This window comes from Priestia sp. TSO9, assembly GCF_021029645.1.
GTDB classification, from domain to species: domain Bacteria; phylum Bacillota; class Bacilli; order Bacillales; family Bacillaceae_H; genus Priestia; species Priestia megaterium_E.
Window position 1 is genome coordinate 1,062,671 of the sequence record NZ_JAJEKD010000015.1, and the last position, 17,194, is coordinate 1,079,864.

17 protein-coding genes are annotated in these 17,194 nt (G+C 37.9%); 6 read left to right on the forward strand and 11 right to left on the reverse strand.

The genetic code is table 11. The features are described 5' to 3' along the window. Position 1: 1 nt before the first annotated feature. Positions 2-178, forward strand: a complete 177-nt coding sequence (locus LJC66_RS20725) for an aspartyl-phosphate phosphatase Spo0E family protein (RefSeq protein ID WP_014458520.1) — start codon at positions 2-4, stop codon at positions 176-178. Between the two features lie 21 nt (positions 179-199). Here the strand turns inward: LJC66_RS20725 and LJC66_RS20730 are convergent, their stop codons facing one another. The 8 genes from LJC66_RS20730 to yneA form a co-directional block, all read right to left on the reverse strand. Next, positions 200-2,005 (reverse strand): ABC transporter ATP-binding protein, encoded by a 1,806-nt coding sequence (locus LJC66_RS20730; protein ID WP_230933474.1) that lies wholly within the window; start codon positions 2,003-2,005, stop codon positions 200-202. Next, positions 1,995-3,758, reverse strand: coding sequence for an ABC transporter transmembrane domain-containing protein (locus tag LJC66_RS20735; RefSeq protein WP_195696019.1), 1,764 nt, complete (start codon positions 3,756-3,758; stop codon positions 1,995-1,997). The genes LJC66_RS20730 and LJC66_RS20735 overlap by 11 nt, the downstream gene beginning before the upstream one ends. Positions 3,759-3,848: 90 nt before the next feature. Further along, a complete protein-coding gene (locus tag LJC66_RS20740) occupies positions 3,849-4,061 on the reverse strand; it encodes a YneF family protein (RefSeq protein ID WP_013058772.1) in 213 nt (70 codons plus the stop codon). A 90-nt stretch (positions 4,062-4,151) separates the two neighbouring features. Then, positions 4,152-4,592, reverse strand: a complete 441-nt coding sequence (gene sirA, locus LJC66_RS20745; RefSeq protein ID WP_013084721.1) for a sporulation inhibitor of replication protein SirA — start codon at positions 4,590-4,592, stop codon at positions 4,152-4,154. Positions 4,593-4,741: 149 nt separating this feature from the next. Beyond that, on the reverse strand, positions 4,742-6,748 hold the full coding sequence (gene tkt / locus LJC66_RS20750) for a transketolase (protein ID WP_013058774.1): 2,007 nt from the start codon (positions 6,746-6,748) through the stop codon (positions 4,742-4,744). A gap of 167 nt (positions 6,749-6,915) precedes the next feature. Then, the gene (locus LJC66_RS20755) at positions 6,916-7,146 is read right to left on the reverse strand and encodes a DUF896 domain-containing protein (RefSeq protein ID WP_013058775.1); all 231 of its coding nucleotides are present in this window, start codon (positions 7,144-7,146) and stop codon (positions 6,916-6,918) included. A gap of 69 nt (positions 7,147-7,215) precedes the next feature. Continuing rightward, positions 7,216-7,884: a YneB family resolvase-like protein gene (locus tag LJC66_RS20760; protein WP_230933475.1), complete on the reverse strand. Its 669-nt coding sequence runs from the start codon at positions 7,882-7,884 to the stop codon at positions 7,216-7,218. 53 nt (positions 7,885-7,937) lie between these two features. Then, entirely contained in the window at positions 7,938-8,267 is a 330-nt protein-coding gene (gene yneA / locus LJC66_RS20765; RefSeq protein ID WP_195696017.1) for a cell division suppressor protein YneA, read from the reverse strand. 146 nt (positions 8,268-8,413) lie between these two features. On the opposite strand from yneA, the gene lexA reads away from it, so the two are divergent. Next, entirely contained in the window at positions 8,414-9,031 is a 618-nt protein-coding gene (gene lexA, locus LJC66_RS20770) for a transcriptional repressor LexA (RefSeq protein ID WP_013058778.1), read from the forward strand. A gap of 212 nt (positions 9,032-9,243) precedes the next feature. Then, positions 9,244-10,689 (forward strand): magnesium transporter CorA family protein, encoded by a 1,446-nt coding sequence (locus tag LJC66_RS20775; protein WP_230933476.1) that lies wholly within the window; start codon positions 9,244-9,246, stop codon positions 10,687-10,689. 112 nt (positions 10,690-10,801) lie between these two features. On the opposite strand, the gene LJC66_RS20780 is transcribed toward LJC66_RS20775, so the two are convergent. Then, positions 10,802-10,957, reverse strand: coding sequence for a hypothetical protein (locus tag LJC66_RS20780; protein ID WP_165592289.1), 156 nt, complete (start codon positions 10,955-10,957; stop codon positions 10,802-10,804). Between the two features lie 277 nt (positions 10,958-11,234). Here LJC66_RS20780 and LJC66_RS20785 point away from each other — a divergent pair, with 277 nt between their 5' ends. Genes LJC66_RS20785 through LJC66_RS20795 form a run of 3 tightly spaced genes read left to right on the forward strand, consistent with a single transcriptional unit; the run spans position 11,235 to position 14,127 of the window. Next, a complete protein-coding gene (locus LJC66_RS20785) occupies positions 11,235-12,740 on the forward strand; it encodes a glycosyltransferase family 39 protein (protein WP_230933477.1) in 1,506 nt (501 codons plus the stop codon). Between the two features lie 20 nt (positions 12,741-12,760). After that, a complete protein-coding gene (locus LJC66_RS20790; protein WP_195696014.1) occupies positions 12,761-13,153 on the forward strand; it encodes a GtrA family protein in 393 nt (130 codons plus the stop codon). Continuing rightward, positions 13,150-14,127 carry a glycosyltransferase family 2 protein gene (locus LJC66_RS20795; RefSeq protein WP_098901231.1) on the forward strand — a complete coding sequence of 326 codons (978 nt, stop codon included), beginning with the start codon at positions 13,150-13,152 and terminating at the stop codon, positions 14,125-14,127. Before LJC66_RS20790 ends, LJC66_RS20795 begins: the two co-directional genes overlap by 4 nt. Before the next feature lie 36 nt (positions 14,128-14,163). On the opposite strand, the gene LJC66_RS20800 is transcribed toward LJC66_RS20795, so the two are convergent. Both LJC66_RS20800 and LJC66_RS20805 read right to left on the reverse strand, forming a co-directional pair. Next, positions 14,164-15,141, reverse strand: a complete 978-nt coding sequence (locus LJC66_RS20800) for a cation diffusion facilitator family transporter (RefSeq protein WP_195696013.1) — start codon at positions 15,139-15,141, stop codon at positions 14,164-14,166. 109 nt (positions 15,142-15,250) lie between these two features. Beyond that, positions 15,251-17,077, reverse strand: a complete 1,827-nt coding sequence (locus LJC66_RS20805; RefSeq protein WP_230933478.1) for an APC family permease — start codon at positions 17,075-17,077, stop codon at positions 15,251-15,253. Positions 17,078-17,194 lie beyond the last annotated feature (117 nt).

Genomic DNA, 17,194 nt, shown 5'->3' on the forward strand with positions numbered 1-17,194 from the left:
ATTGGCCAAAAAAGATATTCTATTAGCGATTGAAAAGAAACGAGAAGAACTCATCCGCATAGTCCGAGTAAGTGGATTAAACTCTCCACCTGCTATTAAACATAGTCAAGAATTAGATCATTTATTAAACGTTTACAATGAATTCCCTGCTCAAACGACAGAAACAACCTCTCCATGAAGGTTGTTTCTTTTTTTGCCTTCACTCTATCAATTCTGTATAAGTCTCTTTTACTCCTGTTTCTTTGCTGAAATTCTCCTCTTTTTCACTGTGCTGAAGCTGATACATATTATAGTACAAACCGCCTTTGTTTAGCAGTTCAGTATGTGTGCCTTTTTCGACGATTTTTCCTTTATGCAGTACTAAAATACAGTCGGCGTGTTGAATAGTGGATAAACGATGGGCAATCGCAATTGTTGTACGGCCTTTTCCCATATCTCTTAACACTTCTTGAATCGCTTCTTCTGTTTCTGTATCAATGTGTGCTGTTGCTTCATCAAGAATAAGGATTTTAGGATTCCGGATGACCGTTCTTGCAAATGCTAAGAGCTGACGCTGGCCGCTTGATAAAGTGGAACCTCTTTCGACTAGCACTTCATTATACTTATTAGGAAGAGCTTCGATAAATGCGTGAGCTTGCACAAATTCCGCCGCTGCTTTTACTTGTTCATCAGAAAAATGGTCTTCGTGCAGCGTAATATTTCGTTTTACGGTATCTGCAAATAAAAAGGCATCTTGAAGCACTAGCCCTACCTCATCTCGAAGCTGTTTATTTGAAAAAGACGATAGCGGTTTATTATCGATCAAAATGTCTCCTTTTTGCTGCTCATAAAAACGCATTAATAAATTAATGATGGAGCTTTTCCCGCTTCCCGTATGGCCTACTAAAGCCACTGTTTCTCCTTCATTTACCGTAAACGATATATCAGAAAGTACATCTCGAACACCATCATAGGAAAACGTTACGTTTCTGAATGCTACCGTTCCTTTTTGTACCCCCTGCTTTTGTTCTCCTGCCATGACTGGATTTTTTTCTTTTTCATCCATCAAGTCAAATACCCGAGAGGCTGATACCATCGCTTGCTGATACATAGAAAGACGCTGCATCATTTCATTAACAGGCTCAAAAAAACGATCCAAGTAGTTGATAAACGCGTAAAGAACACCAATTTTAACAGGACTGTCAGCTACGGAAATACCAAAATAACTGAGCACAAGAATAACGGCTAAAATGTAAAGAATTTCGACTGCCGGCCTTAGCAGCAAACCATCCAACTTAATATTGCGCATCCCCGCTTTGTAATGTTCATCATTGATTTCTTCAAATTCCGAGCGCAGCCGCTTTTCTTGACGAAATAACTGAATAATAGACATGCCTTGCAAAGACTCATGAAGCTTGGCATTTAACTGGCTTAGTTTCTCTCGAAGCTGTCCGTAGTAAATAGCGCTGTAACGCTGATAAAGCTTCATAAGTCCCCAAATGAACGGGAGAAGAACTAAACAATAAAAAGCCAGCTTCACATCTAGCATAAACATGGCTATAAAAATACCGACTAAAAACACCCCATTTTGAATAAAAACCGCGATGACTTCCACAAACATTTCTTTCATGGCTTCCGTGTCATTTGTAATTCGAGATACCAGGCTTCCTGTGGGGGTGTTGTCAAAAAAGCGAAGAGCCAGGCGATGAACATGAGAAAAAACGTCAATTCGAATCTGCTGAATAATTTGAAGCGAAATTTTTTGGAACTGCAGCAGCTGAAAGTATTGAACGACAATTTTTAAAAGCTGTAAAAGCAAATAACTGCTTGCAAGCCACACAAGAGGCTGAAGAGGCAAATACTTAGGAGTTAAATAATCGTCAATGAAAATTTTAATCAAAATGGGCCCTAATAAATCCGCAGCCGTAGCAATTAATAATAGTGTGAACGCTAAAAAAAATGATTTTTTATGCGGAATTGTATAGCGAAACAGACGTTTATGTACCGAAGAATGCTCAATTTTCATTTTTCGTCTCTCCTTCTTCTACCGCACGTTCAAGCTGCTGTCTATCGTACATATCCTGGTACCAGCCGCTCACGCTAAGCAGCTCCTCATGAGTTCCTCGCTGAATAATTTTCCCTTTATCAAGTACAAGAATCAGGTCTGCATGAGTAACCGAGCTCAGCCGATGTGCTGTAATAATCGTTGTTCGATTTTGACGTTTCTGCTTCAGCGCTTGTAAAATACCCGCTTCCGTTTTTCCATCTACCGCTGATAGCGAGTCGTCTAAAATTAAAAGCTCAGGATCTAATAGAAGAGCTCTTGCAATCGAGATACGCTGTTTTTGTCCACCCGATAACGAAACGCCTTTTTCGCCTACTATTGTTTGATAGCCATCTGTAAAATCAAGGATGTCTCTATGTACATTGGCAACTTTAGCCGCTTCTTTAATCTCTTGATTGCTTGCTTCTCTTTTTCCAAAAGCGATATTATCAGCAACTGTTGTTGAAAACAAAAAGTGATCTTGAGGAACATATCCAAGGCTTTTGTACAATGAATCAAAAGCATAGTCTTTAATATCTTTTCCTCCCCATAAAACAGCTCCGTCTCTTACATCAAATTCACGAAGCAGCAGCTTCAAAAGCGTGGTCTTCCCAGCACCCGTCTTTCCGACAATACCTAACGTTTGACCGCGAGAAAGTGTAAAGTAAATGTCGTTTAACGTATATTCGTCTTCTTTACCATACGAAAACCTATGAATAACAGCTTCAATATTTCCTGTTGGCATTTCAACACTAGGATGCGCTGCTTCTTCAATCGAATTTTCTTCTTTTAATAAAGAAAATACCCTGTCATATGATGCTCTTCCACGTTCCACAATGTTAAATAGCCAGCCAAACGCGAGCATCGGCCAAATAAGAAGACCCAAATAAGTTGTAAAGGTAACAAGCTGCCCCAGTGTTAACTCTTCACTAATAACCATCTTGCTGCCAAAAATAAGAGCAAGTAAAAAAGAAAGTGCTACAATAATCGAAATGGTCGGATCAAACAATGCATCTACTCGGGCTACTTTCATGTTCTTTTGGACAACATCTGCAGACTTGATGCGAAATTCTTCGACATCAGCTGCTTCTTCCCCAAACGTCTTAATGACTTTAATTCCGCTAATGCTTTCTTGAACCTTATCATTTAAAGTAGAAAATGCTGCTTGTGCGTGATGAAACCGCGCATGAAGCAATGTACCATAGTAACTTGTTAAAACGGCCATAAGCGGCATAGGAATAAGGCAAATAAGCGTTAATTTCCAGCTGATTGTGAGGGCCATTGTGCATAGAACAAGCCCTCCTGTAACAATGGAATCCACGAGTGTCAAAACGCCCGAACCTGCAGTTTGTTGAATGGCTTGAATATCGTTTGTTGCATGGGCCATCAAATCCCCAATTCGCCGGCGTTGATAAAAGGCCTGATTCATCTTGGTAAAATGAGTGTAGAGGGTATTTCTCAGCTGCTTGGCTAGTTTAACAGATGAACCAAATATCATAATACGCCATATGTATCTCGTGAAATAGGCCACAACAGCAGCTCCTAGCAAAATGCAAACCATCTGCATTAAACGCTTTCCATTCAGCGTCCCTTCTTTAATGCCATCTACCGTTAAACCAATAATTTTAGGCGGGAGAAGTTCTAATGCTGCCACGATCATGAGCAGCGCTACCCCCGTTATGTAAGACTTTTTTTCCTGTTTGAAAAACCACCATAACTCTCGAAAAATTTTCATTGTATCCCCCTAGCCCCACAACCATTTTCTTATCTCTATCATAAAACAAAAGACACCCTTCTGAATAGAGAGTGTCTGTCCAATTAACCATTATTTAATTTGGCCGTTCATTGCTTTCATCATTTGGTTAATTTTTTTCTGCGATGGTTTCATGCCCATTTGCATCATCATCATTTTTAACATTTGTTCATTAATTGGTGGATTTTTCTTCAGATAGCTCATCATATACTTACGAGCAATGAAAAATCCTAGCGCTATCCCAACAATTAATGCTAGAACACCAACTAGAATATACATTCCCATGGTATTACTTCCTCCTTCGTGTTGTCTAACTTACAGTGTACTAGACCATACGCTATTATACAATATTTCCGTTCCAATTTCCTTAAATAATTACACAAATTTTCTTGTTTTCACAGGCCTCAGCCAGCCGTATTCATCCGTTCCATAATTCACTGCTAAAAAACAAGGATCTAGCTTGCGTAATACTTCAAAAAAAGCTGTCTCAGCATCAACATTGCCATCTCCTTCAATTGTTATACAGCGATTCGTTAATTTTATAGATGCTCGACTTTTTTTATGAGGATATTCCAGCACAAACGTCTCTTGATGAGTAAAAAAATGAGGATAATGAGAAAACGCCTGAAGCAATTCTCGTTGAATAAATGAAATGGGCAGTTGGCGAGTAATGTAATGAACTTGTTTTTGTAAGTGCGTTTCCTGCAAGTGACGTTTCATTCTATATTCAATCAGCAGCTGATAAATGAGCTTTTCTCTTCGAAAATAGGATGATGCAACTTCTTCCTCCATTAAATATACTTCATACGTTCTCACGATTCATCCTCCCTTTCGGCTCGTTCTTTTTTGTACCATTATACCGAATGGTGTACGCAATGCTTGTCTATCGATGAAAAAATTCCTTTGTTTTTTTGTCGAAAAAAAAGAGCAGACCACAGGAGTCTGCTCTTTCTTATGAAAAAGAATTATGCATTAAGCAAGCTTTTCACTTTTGCTACTACATTTTCAACTGTAAAACCAAATTCTTTCATGATTGTTTCACCAGGAGCAGATGCACCAAAGTGATTAATACCAAGAACTTGTCCTTCGTCTCCAACATAACGTTCCCAGCCAAGTGTAGAAGCCATTTCAATACCTAAACGTTTTTTCACTGATTTAGGGATAACACTTTCTTTGTACTCAGCAGATTGCTCTTCGAAACGATCCCATGCAGGCATACTTACTACAGATACGTCAATGCCTTCCGCAGCTAATGCTTTTTGTGCTTCTACTGCTAGGCTTACTTCAGAGCCTGTTGCAAGTATTAATGCATCCGCTTGGTCTTTACCAGCTTTAGATACAACATATGCACCTTTAGACACGCCTTCGTATGCATTTTCTTTTGTACCTTCAAGCGTTGGCAAGTTTTGACGAGTCAATACAAGCGCCGTTGGGCGGTCAGTTGACTCTAATGCTAAGCGCCATGCAGCAGCTGTTTCATTTGCATCTGCAGGACGAACCACTGAAAGACCTGGCATTGCACGAAGTGATGGCAATTGTTCAATTGGCTCATGTGTTGGGCCGTCTTCTCCAACTGCGATACTGTCATGTGTGAATACATATGTTACAGGAAGCTTCATTAAAGCTGCTAAGCGAATTGCTGGGCGAAGATAATCAGAGAATACAAAGAATGTTCCTCCGAATACTTTTACACCGCCGTGTAGAGCCATACCGTTTAATGCAGCTCCCATTGCAAATTCACGTACACCGAACCAGATATTACGTCCGCTGTAATCAGCTGCAGTGAAGTCTTCTGAACCTTTAATCATTGTTTTATTTGAGCCAGCCAAGTCAGCTGAACCGCCGAAGAATTGAGGTACAGCTTGTGCTACTGCGTTTAATACTTCTCCAGAAGAAGCACGGCTAGCTAAGCTTGAACCCGTTTCGTATGCTGGAAGCGTTTCTTCCCAGCCTTCCGGTAACTTTCCTTCTACTGCTAGTTCAAATTGACGACCTAGTTCAGGATATTTTTCTTTATACTGTGCAAATACATCGTTCCATTCGTTTTCTTTCTTTTGGCCATCTTCAGCAATTGTAGCTTTGAAGTGAGCATACACTTCTTCTGGCACATAGAAATCTTCTTCAAATGTCCATGCATAAGCTTCTTTTGTTAATTTTGTTTCATCGGAACCTAATGGAGAACCGTGCACGCCAGAAGTACCCGCGTGGTTTGGAGAACCAAATCCGATTGTTGTTTTTACTTCAATTAGCGTTGGGCGTGTTAAATCGCCTTTTGCTTCTTCAATTGCGTTTGCAATCGCTGTCAAGTCATTGCCGTCTTCAACGCGGATTACTTGCCATCCGTAAGCTTTGAAACGATCTTCTACGTTCTCAGAGAACGAGCGATCTAAATCTCCGTCTAAAGAAATATCATTTGAATCGTATAAAACAACTAAACGTCCTAATTTTAAGTGTGCCGCTAATGAAGCTGCTTCAGCAGATACACCTTCCATTAAGTCTCCGTCACCACAAATACCATACGTAAAGTGGTCTACAATTTCTAAACCTTCTTTGTTGTATGTTTCAGCTAAATGACGTTCTGCCATTGCTTTACCAACAGCCATTGCAATACCTTGTCCTAGTGGACCAGTTGTTGCATCAACACCTGCTGTATGACCGAACTCTGGATGACCTGGTGTTTTACTTCCCCATTGACGGAAGTTTTTAAGGTCTTCAATTGATAAGTCATATCCAGCTAAATGAAGCAAGCTGTATAATAGTGCCGATCCGTGTCCTGCTGATAATACAAAGCGGTCACGGTTGAACCAGTTTGGATTCTTTGGATTGATGTTCATGAATTTTGTCCACAATGTATATGCCATTGGAGCAGCTCCCATTGGCATACCTGGGTGACCTGAATTTGCTTTTTCAATCGCATCGATTGATAAAGTACGAATTGTTGCAATCGAAAGATCTTCAATACGTTGTGTCATACTCTTCATTCCTTTCAAAACTATGTACATATGTTATCATACTAATGATTTGCTTATTTGTACAATACTTGAACCAAAAAAATTTCCACTTTTACAGTTTTTGTGCCCCTTATTAAAAATATACAAAAAACTAGAGGGAACACTCCCTCTAGTTTTACTAGAACGTCTTAGTGAAGACGCTTCTTTTTACTCTCTTTTAACTTCTTAGGCGTAACATCTTTACCTTCTTCGTCCACAACTTTAATCGTATGAAGGTGATTTGTCATAGATTGTCGGAAAACTTTTAAATATTCCTGACGTAGCTCTTGCTGTTCTTTCGCTTCAGATTCTGTCAGCCCTTCAGCCTTTGCCTTTTTTGAAAGAGCATTAATACGAGCAAGTTTATCTTTTGATAGCATATAAAACCTATCTCCTTATAATCAATAATTAAAATTACCGAACCGCTCCGGCAACATGTAGTCATCTTACTAAATCTCTTTCGTTTTATCAAGAGATTGAGCACTCTCTTGGTACTCTTGATAGCGGCGATGTACCGTCGCTTTTGAAATATTATAACCAAAACCTTTTAGCGTAACTGAAATTTCAGCAAAGGTTAAGCCGTTATGACGAAGGCGGACAATTTCTTCAATCGGCGCTTCTTTTTTTTCTCTTCCCGAGTTAACTCCTTGATTTTTTAAATTTTTCTGCGGACGATAACCGTTTTCTACGGCTCTTTTCATTCCTCTTTTAATTTTAGCATTATGTAATTTCCGCTGATGCTCTTCCACTAAGCTAATAATATCTAACACCATTGAATCAGATTCTGAAAGCTGAAGCTGACCTTGATGACTAATCGTATAGATGGTAGCATTTTCTTTATGAAAAGCATGAAGCAGCGCAATTCGGGCATTTCCTCTGCCTAATCGTGTTTCGTCTTGAATGAGCAGCACGGATATTTTCTCTTCTTTCATTGTATGAAGAACATCTAAAATACCCTCTCTGTCTACATCATATCCGCTTGCTTTTTCCATCACGACTTTTTTCACCTCTAGATGGTGAAGATCAGCAAGCTTTTTTAATTCTTCTTGCTGGCGCTGTAAAGATGTTTCTTGGGTTTTTTTATCCGTACTGACACGGCAATAAATAATGGCGTCCACTTTTATCACGACCTTTTCGGCTTCTAACAATATTCAGGAACGGCCGTTACACACTACTGTTCAATTGCCACTTGATTATGTAACTCTTTTTTTAAAACAGGAATATATAATTTATCTCCAGGAGATAAAGACTGGGCATTATCTGAGTTTAAATCATTAACGTCTTCAACCCATTTGACAAATTCATTGGTGGTCAAATGATGGTGATTATGATACTTGTTGGACAAGTCCCAAAGCGTATCTCCTTTTGTAATAGTAACCGTTGAATATTTGTCTAAATCTACTTTATCCGCTCCTAAAACCAGCGTCAATACATATGTAAGTGCAGCGATAACTGCAAAAAAAATAGCGTAATGTTTCATAGAATGTAAGAATTGTTGCATATTATGATCCCCCTATCAGAATATATGTTCTTATTTTATTGAGAACATTTGTTTCTGTCAATGGAATTCTTCGAACTTATGTTTGTATATTGACACATCACGTGGTATAATTCACCTAAAGAATAGCTAAAATCGAGGTGAAAAATATGAAGCTATCAAAACGTCAACAAGACATACTAGATTTTATTAAGCACGAAGTAAAATTAAAAGGCTATCCGCCTTCTGTTCGCGAGATTGGGGAAGCAGTAGGATTAGCCTCTAGCTCCACTGTACACGGGCATTTAGCTCGTTTAGAAAGCAAAGGGTTAATTCGCAGAGATCCAACAAAACCAAGAGCAATCGAAGTTCTTCAACTAGATGAAGTAAACATCCCTAAAAGCAATGTCATTAATGTTCCTGTTATCGGTAAAGTAACAGCGGGTCTTCCTATAACAGCCGTTGAAAATGTGGAAGAATATTTCCCTCTTCCAGATAAATTCGTTTCTCCAGATGATCATGTATTTATGCTTGAGATTATGGGAGAAAGTATGATTGAAGCAGGTATTCTAGATGGCGATATGGTAATCGTACGTCAGCAGCAAACGGCTAATAATGGAGATATTGTGGTCGCCATGACCGAGGACAACGAAGCAACGGTAAAACGTTTCTTTAAAGAAGAAAATTTCGTTCGTTTACAGCCTGAAAATTCAACGATGGCGCCTATTATTCTTCGCCACGTAACGATTTTAGGAAAAGTAACTGGTGTATATCGCACGATTCACTAATCAGACACTGTATGTAAAACCAACTAATCATGATGTTAGTTGGTTTTTTTTACGTTTGTTTTCTAAAAAAATTGGCATATTATAAATGATACGTTGAATCACCGCAGGCAGGTAGAACGGTTTTTGTAAAGCTTGTTTCACCTTTTACTTTCTATCTGCATTTCCGCGACTCTTACAAGGAAATACAACCGACCATAAGAAGGATGTAATTTATGACCAATACACCAAGGAAAACAGAACCATTTCAAACCATTGTACCTACCAAAGCAATGAACATGTTTCTTTTTCCTTTTTCCTTTGATCGAAAAAATAAAGAGCAGCTTGTTCATGCACTGAAAGAAAATTTGTTCGATTTTTTTTCCATTCAAAACAAACATTTAGAAAAAGAATACTACGGAGAACAGTATTACGTATCTCATGATAGCCTGGATCAATATTTTCTTCCTTACATTGAATGTATTCTATTCCCTGACTCGTGCGAAAAAGAAGGGCTGCTTCGATTTTCAAAAAAAATAGACCATACCATTACGTTACACACTTCCTCCACCACCGTGTCTAGCAACGTGCTGTCTGTGGATGTTTTTTTATGTCCTTTTGAAATTGGCGTCATGACCATTCGCACTGAGATGAGCCATAATCATTACACCTATGATGATATTTTAGAATTCATGAATCATTTTCGTGTATTAGAACCGAAGCTTGCTGAAGAGCACGGATCCACCATTACCTATGAACATCATCGCTATAGCAAAGTGCAAGATTATATTTTTTCACAGCTTGCGCCATTTTTGAACGAACACATCAAGAAAGAAGCCACGCGTGAACAGCACGTTGGGAGCCTTCCTTATTTTATCGATGAACGGATGTTTGTGTTAAGTTATGTAACGGTAAATCAAGAGCAAGAAATTAATTCCACAACTTTATTTCGTACTGGGCAGCTAAATAGCTATACGCCTGACGGGAAAGCGTTTATTTCTGCACACAATCATGAGTATATTAAAACGTATAATACTAAACACGTGTATGAAAGGTGGGCTCCTGAAACCTATTACGTCATAACAGACCATGTGTTTTCATGTATTTCTAAATCGACAGACTCTAAAACGGATCAGCTTTTGATGAATCATCTATTTGGCCAGCATTACTATAATTTATTTTTACATTTTTTCTATAAAATCGTGTTGCTAAAACTATCTTATGAGTATTCTCAGCTCACGTTTCATAAAAATTCAGAGGGCATTGAACGACTAATCCGCTCTATTACCGTATTTTCAGGTAAATATTTATTTTTAGAAATTAGCTCGCGCACAGAAGGTCAAGAGTTTTCTGAGCTTTTTAAAAAAATCTTTCACATCAATTCTCTTTATCAAGAAGTCAAAGAAACCCTTGGCACTTTGTACCAAAATCAAGAGAAAATCGCAGCCAAACGTCACAATTACTTATTATTAATTTTAACGATTTATACGGTTCTTTCCGGTATTTACGGAATGAATTTAGTTATTAGCAAACTAAAGGGAAACATCAATTGGGATAGCATGAAGCAGTTTTCTATCTTTGAATATATCGCTTTAATAGTAGCTCTATCAGGAATTCTGATCAGCATTAGTCTCGGAGTGAGTTCCCTATGGAATTTATTAAAAGATCGGTTTAAAACATAAAAGCTGTTCGCATCAGAAAACACATGATAAAAAAGAAGAGATTGAGACATAACTAAATCAAGCGAATCTATAGGAGAACAAATGGAATAAATAAGCTAGTAGGGATTGCTTGTTACACCGCAGTTGATTTCCGTGCAAGACTTCGCTTTCCGCGGGCGGCCGATGAGCCTCCTCGTCGCTTACGCTCCTGCGGGGTCTCACCTGTTCCGCTTTTCCCGCAGGAGTCTTCGTCTTGCCCTCCAATCAACTGCTGGAAGGAACTAAACAAATGAAACTACGTTCACCATAACGAACCACTAATCAAACATGGTGATTAATGGTTCGTTTTTCACTTCGACTAAAATCCTTTTTTCTCAACCTCTTTTATCTATTACTAAATCACTGCCTACTCCGCTTACCCTTTTATCAAACGTTATGCCGCTGTTGTAATTTCAGAACAATCTAATATTATACTCTATAAGAAAAATATATACAAAATAATAAAATATGGTATCATAGGGTAGGAATTTTGTACCTTATCTTTGAAATAATTTGCAGGAGGTAATATGCTTAACTCATTTTTATCCAAAAGCCTGATCTTTTTATGTGTCATTATTCTCACGTGGTCTCTATGGGGCAGTTACAGTGCGATGACAAATTCATTGGAATTAAAGGGCTTGGCTTTAAGTAATTCATTTATTATTGAAGGAATATTTATCACTTTCCTTGTCATTTTTCTAATAGCTATTGCAAGTAGATACATGAACAAAACTGTTTTTTTTATTTCACTGATCGTTTTGACCTTAGGTATTCGACTAGCATGGATGCTTTCTGTTCAAACGCCTGTAAAATCTGACTTTCTTGTCATGTTAGATGCCGCGCGTAATATCGCAAAAGGAAATTATGACTTTAACCAAAGCGTTTATTTTACTACATGGGTATATCAGCTAGGCTTTTCATTCTATGAATCTGTTATTATTCGCTGTTTTGGAGATAATATTTTTATATTAAAATTGTTAAATATTTTTTATTCCACTGGCACCGTTATTTTTATTTATTTAATTGGCGCAAAAGTATTTAATGAACTTGCTGGGAGAATGGCAGCTTTTCTATATGCGTTCTACATTCCGAACATTCTTTATAGCTCAGTGTTAACTAACCAGCATTTAGCTACTTTTTTATTTTATGCAGCTTTTTACCTTATTATAAAAAGATTTGCTCATAACAAGTTTAGCTGGCTTTATATTGGCCTTCTATTGTCGTTAGGAAATTTAATGCGCCCTCTAGGACCCATTATTATCGTCGCTGTTTTCATTTATTTCATCTTGCAAATTCTTCAACCTTACATTAAAACGAAGAATGCTGCTGAGTTAAAAGCTCGTCGAAAGAAAATAGGAAAAAACCTCGTAGGCATACTGGCTACTTTTTTTATTGCAAATGCGCTGATCAACTATTCTTTTGTAGCTAGCGGTATTTCTAAATATCCTTTAAGTAACAGAGATCCTTTATGGAAGTTCGTCATTGGCTTTAATTACGAAACAAGCGGTTCTTATTCTTCAGAGGATGCTAGTCGTTTTATGGGTATGCCAATTGGAGAAAAACGAGCTGAAGCAGAAAAAGAGGTAATTAAAGAACGGGTAGCAGATAAAGAGCAGCTTTTAGATCTCTTTCACATTAAATTCCTAAATATGTGGGGCGGAACGGATGCATCTACATTTTGGAGCATTTCATTAACTCCTCAAGAAGATGTACCTTTTAATAAAGAGAAATTAATTAGTGCTGCTCAAAGTTATGAAAGAATCATTTATGTTTCAACTACTATTCTTTCCATTATTGGCCTTATATGTTTATTCCTGAGGAAGCAGGATAAATATCCGTATACACTGTTTTTATTACTAATCATAGGATACGTTCTTATTCACTTGCTTATTGAAATTCAAACTCGCTATCGATTCTTTATTTTTCCAAGCTTTATGCTGCTCGAAGGATTTGGTATTTCAGTGATTCTATCCTATTTAATAGTACGATTTACTAAAAATGAACCCAAGACAAAATGTGAAGAGATAAATTAAATGGAAGGGATTATACAACCGTGATAAAATTCCTGAAATTCGGATTTGTAGGGATAATGAATACCCTGCTCACTATTATCAGTTACTTAGCACTCATTCATTTTGATATGAATTATATATTGGCTAACGTGCTATCTTATTTCATTGGCGTCATAAACAGCTACTATTGGAACAAATCGTGGGTGTTTCAAGCAACTGTACATAAATGGATGTTAGCTCAATTTTTCATCGTAAACCTTATTACTTTAGCAATTAATACAAGCTGCTTATTCCTTCTTGTACACTATACACCTGCTAATCCAATAATTGGACAACTGTTGTCTACTTGTATAGGAATGTTTATCAATTTTTTCCTTAATAAAATATGGACGTTTAAGCACACAAACCATCACTCGCTAGGAGGTAAAGCATGAGAGAACTAATTTCAATTGTGGTACCTATGTATTTTGAAGAAGAAGTAGCTAATGAATGCTACAATCGCTTGCTTTCCGTCATGCATAAAAATCATATTAACTATGAATTCATTTTCGTCAATGACGGCAGCACCGACCGAACAATTGAAATCTTGAAAGACGTAGCGGCTATGGATTCTAACGTAAAAGTTATTGATTTTGCTCGTAATTTCGGGCACCAAACTGCCGTAACAGCAGGCATTGATTATGCTCAAGGTGATGCTATCGTTATTATTGATGCGGACTTACAAGATCCGCCAGAAATGATTCCCGAATTAATTGCTAAATGGCAGCAAGGCTATGAAATTGTATATGCAAAGCGCAAGAAACGAAGCGGAGAGACCTTTTTTAAATTAGCCACGGCTAAGTATTTTTATCGCTTTTTAAATTATATGTCTGATATCGAAATCCCTAAAGACACGGGAGATTTTCGTATTATCGACCGAAAAGTAGCGGATGTATTCAAAAAAATGACTGAACGCAATCGTTTTGTACGAGGAATGATGTCTTGGATTGGCTTCAGGCAAACATATGTAGAATATGAGCGTGATGAACGCTTTGCTGGTGAAACAAAATATCCTTTAAAAAAGATGATCAAGTTTGCTTCAGATGGAATTATTGGGTTTTCAACGAAGCCTTTGCGTTTAGTAATGGTTATTGGCTTATTATCGGTTTTTGTATCACTTTTAGTTTTAAGTTATTCGATTGTTGTTTGGCTGATAGGGAAAAATATTCAGCCTGGCTGGACTTCCATTATGGTAGCTATCACCTTCTTTAGCGGTATTCAGCTACTTGGTTTAGGTCTAGTCGGACAATACATCGCAAGAATTTACGATGAAAGTAAAAATAGACCTATTTACGTTGTACGTGAAACCATTAACTTTTCGAAAGCTTCAACAGATTCTCCAAACGTACGTGAAAAAGTATATAGCTAAAAACAAGGAAGAAAACAGTTGTTTTCTTCCTTGTTTTTATTCTTTTTGAAGCTGTAAATCACTTGGCGCCCAGTCCGGAATTCCATCATCTTCATCAAATTCAATAATAACATCCGTTACTCCTTTTTCCTGTAAAATACGATTTTCCAGACGATCTTTAATATCATCAGCTTCGGCCACCGTTAAAGAAGGATCAATTTCTACTTTTAATTCAACGTGAAGCTCTTCTCCTTCTTTCATCACCATTAACGTTTGAATATCCCGCACTTGTACATCTTGCATGACAATCGCGGCAATTTTTATTTCCATTTCTTTATCTGCTTCACCAAGGGCTCCAGCAGCATTATCTAAAAATACTCGTCCTACTACGAAAAACATCATAAGCCCAATTAAAATAGAAGCAATTCCTTCAGCTTGGTGAAAAGGTGTAAACCGTGAAATGAAAACGGCTATTAACGCCAATACGCCTCCTCCAGTAGCTACCAGATCTTCCATAAAGACCAGCTTGGTTGCTGGCTTTGCTTTCTTTAAATGAACAAAGCTTTGCGTAAAAACATTGACCTCTGCGGTATTCATTCCGACATCGTGCAAAATTTCTTTCATTGCCTTAAATAAGACAAACATCTCAAGCAATACCGAGATGCCAAGTACTGTAATATTTAAAATAAAGCCTGAAGACTTCGTTGGATGAAGAATATGGTGATATCCTTCTTTAATCGTTTCAAACGCCATAATCCCTACTACAAGAACCGCTCCTAATAGAACAAGATTAACCAATCGGCCGAAACCATTTGGAAAGCGTTTGGTCGGGGCTTTTTTACTTAATGCCGAACCTATAAAGACAAAAAACTGATTAGCTGCATCTCCTAAGCTGTGCATCGTTTCAGCAAACATCGCTACATTCCCTGTTAAAGCGAAAGCAATTCCTTTAATAATGGAAATAATGGTATTCACTATAGCGGCCATCATGGCCGATTTATTTCCTTTTCGCAACAATTTAATTAATTCACTCATACAATCCCTCCGTTTGCGCCTTTGATGAGATTCGATTACGGTTAGTGTATGTGAATTTAAAAATTAAAAACCTCCAACATACAAGTTGGAGGTTTTTAGTCATGTTTCATTATTTTTTAAAACGGTACGGTACAGTTGTAACAATTACATTTTTACGGTAAAGCAAATGTGCTTTTAACAACAGACTGGACTGATTGTGAAGGATATTTTGCCAGCTTTTTTTCGTAATGAATTGCGGAATAACGACCGTAATGGCCATATTGTTTTCCCGCGCTTTTTCCTCGGCCATATCGATGAATCGAAACAGCGGCCGCACTAAGCTGCGGTATTGAGAATGAAACGTAACAATACGAATATCAGGCTGCCACTTCTCCCACTTCTCTTCCATTCTCTTTTCGCTTTCTCGATCAAAGGCCACGTGCACTGCAATAACGGTATCGCCAATCGTTCGTGCATAATTTAATGAATTTTCTACTACCTTTGTCATTCCTGCTACAGGAACAATGACCACATTTCCTTCAAGCTTTCCAATCTTTTCTCCTTGCTTAATGCGAAGCTGCTCTCCTACCGCTTCATAATGCGTATGAATGCGATGAAAAATATAGACAATAACCGGCAAGAAAATGAGCACGGACCATACTTGTGAAAACTTCGTTGTAAACAAAATGATTAGCACCGTTAAGGTAATGAGGGCCCCAATTAAGTTAATAGCTAGCTTCCCTTGCCAGCCGGCGGGCTTTTCTCTAACCCATTTGACAATCATCCCTGTTTGAGAAAGCGTAAATGGAATAAACACCCCGACTGCATAAAGAGGAATTAATTGTTCAGTCGCTCCTTTAAAAGCTACAATTAAGACAATAGAAGCAATTCCAAGGGTCACAATTCCATTTGAATAGCCTAATCGATCGCCACGAATTTGAAACATTCTTGGCATGTATTTATCAGACGATAAGTTGACAGCCAGCAAAGGGAAAGCTGAAAACCCCGTATTCGCCGCTAGCACTAGAATTAGAGCTGTTGTGCCTTGAATAAAATAATAAAATCCATTTCGTCCAAACACACTCGATGCAATTTGTGATACAACCGTTTCATCTGCTTTTGGAGAAATGCCAAGCCAATAAGCTAAAAACGTGATGCCAGAAAATAAAACGGCTAAAATACCGCCCATCAGCATTAATGTATGAACAGCATTTTTTGCACCTGGCTCTTTAAAGTTAGGCACTGCATTTGAAATGGCTTCTACACCTGTCAATGCCGAACAGCCTGACGAAAAAGCTTTTAATAATAAAAACAAACTAATACCTGGCACTACTGTACCGAGAGAGGGATGCAGCTCAGGTGAAACTTGACCTGTCGCTATTTTAAACAAGCCTACCGCTATTAACAAAATAAGAGCAATAACAAATAAATAAACCGGATAAGCTAATACAGAAGCGGATTCTGTTACACCACGTAAGTTTAAGACGGTAATAAAAATCACCAGCAAACACGCAATTACTACATTGTAATGATGCAGCGTTGGAAAAGCCGAAGTTAAAGCATCGGTTCCTGCTGAAACACTCACAGCAACTGTTAAAATATAATCTACCAACAGTGATCCCCCAGCGATAAGCCCGGGATTTTCTCCTAAATTGGTTTTGGAAACAATATAAGCTCCTCCGCCTTGCGGATACGCATAAATAATTTGACGGTATGAAAGAATTAAAGCCGTCAGCAGCACCAATACCCCAATCGCAATTGGAATCGAATACCAATAGGCAAGAACGCCGACTGTTGCAAGTACAATCAAAATTTGTTCTGTTCCATAAGCCACTGAAGATAAGGCATCTGATGATAAAATAGCCAGTGCTTTAAGCTTACTAAGCTTTTGATCGCCTAACTCTTTTGTTTTGAGCGGCTTTCCAATCAATAATCTTTTGAGAACTGAATAGTTCACGTAATTTCCCTCCGATGATCGCTTAGCTACTATTTACTGTCCATTGCTAAGCGCCGTTACAAGTTCATGAATAAGTGCTATTATTCCTAAAAAATACCTTTTTATGTTAAAAAAGCG

Excerpts from the sequence above, each read along its gene's own strand:
- LJC66_RS20730 (WP_230933474.1), bottom strand. The coding sequence starts at position 2,005 with ATGAAAATTGAGCATTCTTCGGTACATAAACGTCTGTTTCGCTATACA.
- LJC66_RS20735 (WP_195696019.1), bottom strand. The coding sequence starts at position 3,758 with ATGAAAATTTTTCGAGAGTTATGGTGGTTTTTCAAACAGGAAAAAAAG.
- LJC66_RS20740 (WP_013058772.1), bottom strand. The coding sequence starts at position 4,061 with ATGGGAATGTATATTCTAGTTGGTGTTCTAGCATTAATTGTTGGGATA.
- tkt (WP_013058774.1), bottom strand. The coding sequence starts at position 6,748 with ATGACACAACGTATTGAAGATCTTTCGATTGCAACAATTCGTACTTTA.
- LJC66_RS20755 (WP_013058775.1), bottom strand. The coding sequence starts at position 7,146 with ATGCTATCAAAAGATAAACTTGCTCGTATTAATGCTCTTTCAAAAAAG.
- yneA (WP_195696017.1), bottom strand. The coding sequence starts at position 8,267 with ATGCAACAATTCTTACATTCTATGAAACATTACGCTATTTTTTTTGCA.
- lexA (WP_013058778.1), top strand. The coding sequence starts at position 8,414 with ATGAAGCTATCAAAACGTCAACAAGACATACTAGATTTTATTAAGCAC.
- LJC66_RS20775 (WP_230933476.1), top strand. The coding sequence starts at position 9,244 with ATGACCAATACACCAAGGAAAACAGAACCATTTCAAACCATTGTACCT.
- LJC66_RS20785 (WP_230933477.1), top strand. The coding sequence starts at position 11,235 with ATGCTTAACTCATTTTTATCCAAAAGCCTGATCTTTTTATGTGTCATT.
- LJC66_RS20795 (WP_098901231.1), top strand. The coding sequence starts at position 13,150 with ATGAGAGAACTAATTTCAATTGTGGTACCTATGTATTTTGAAGAAGAA.
- LJC66_RS20800 (WP_195696013.1), bottom strand. The coding sequence starts at position 15,141 with ATGAGTGAATTAATTAAATTGTTGCGAAAAGGAAATAAATCGGCCATG.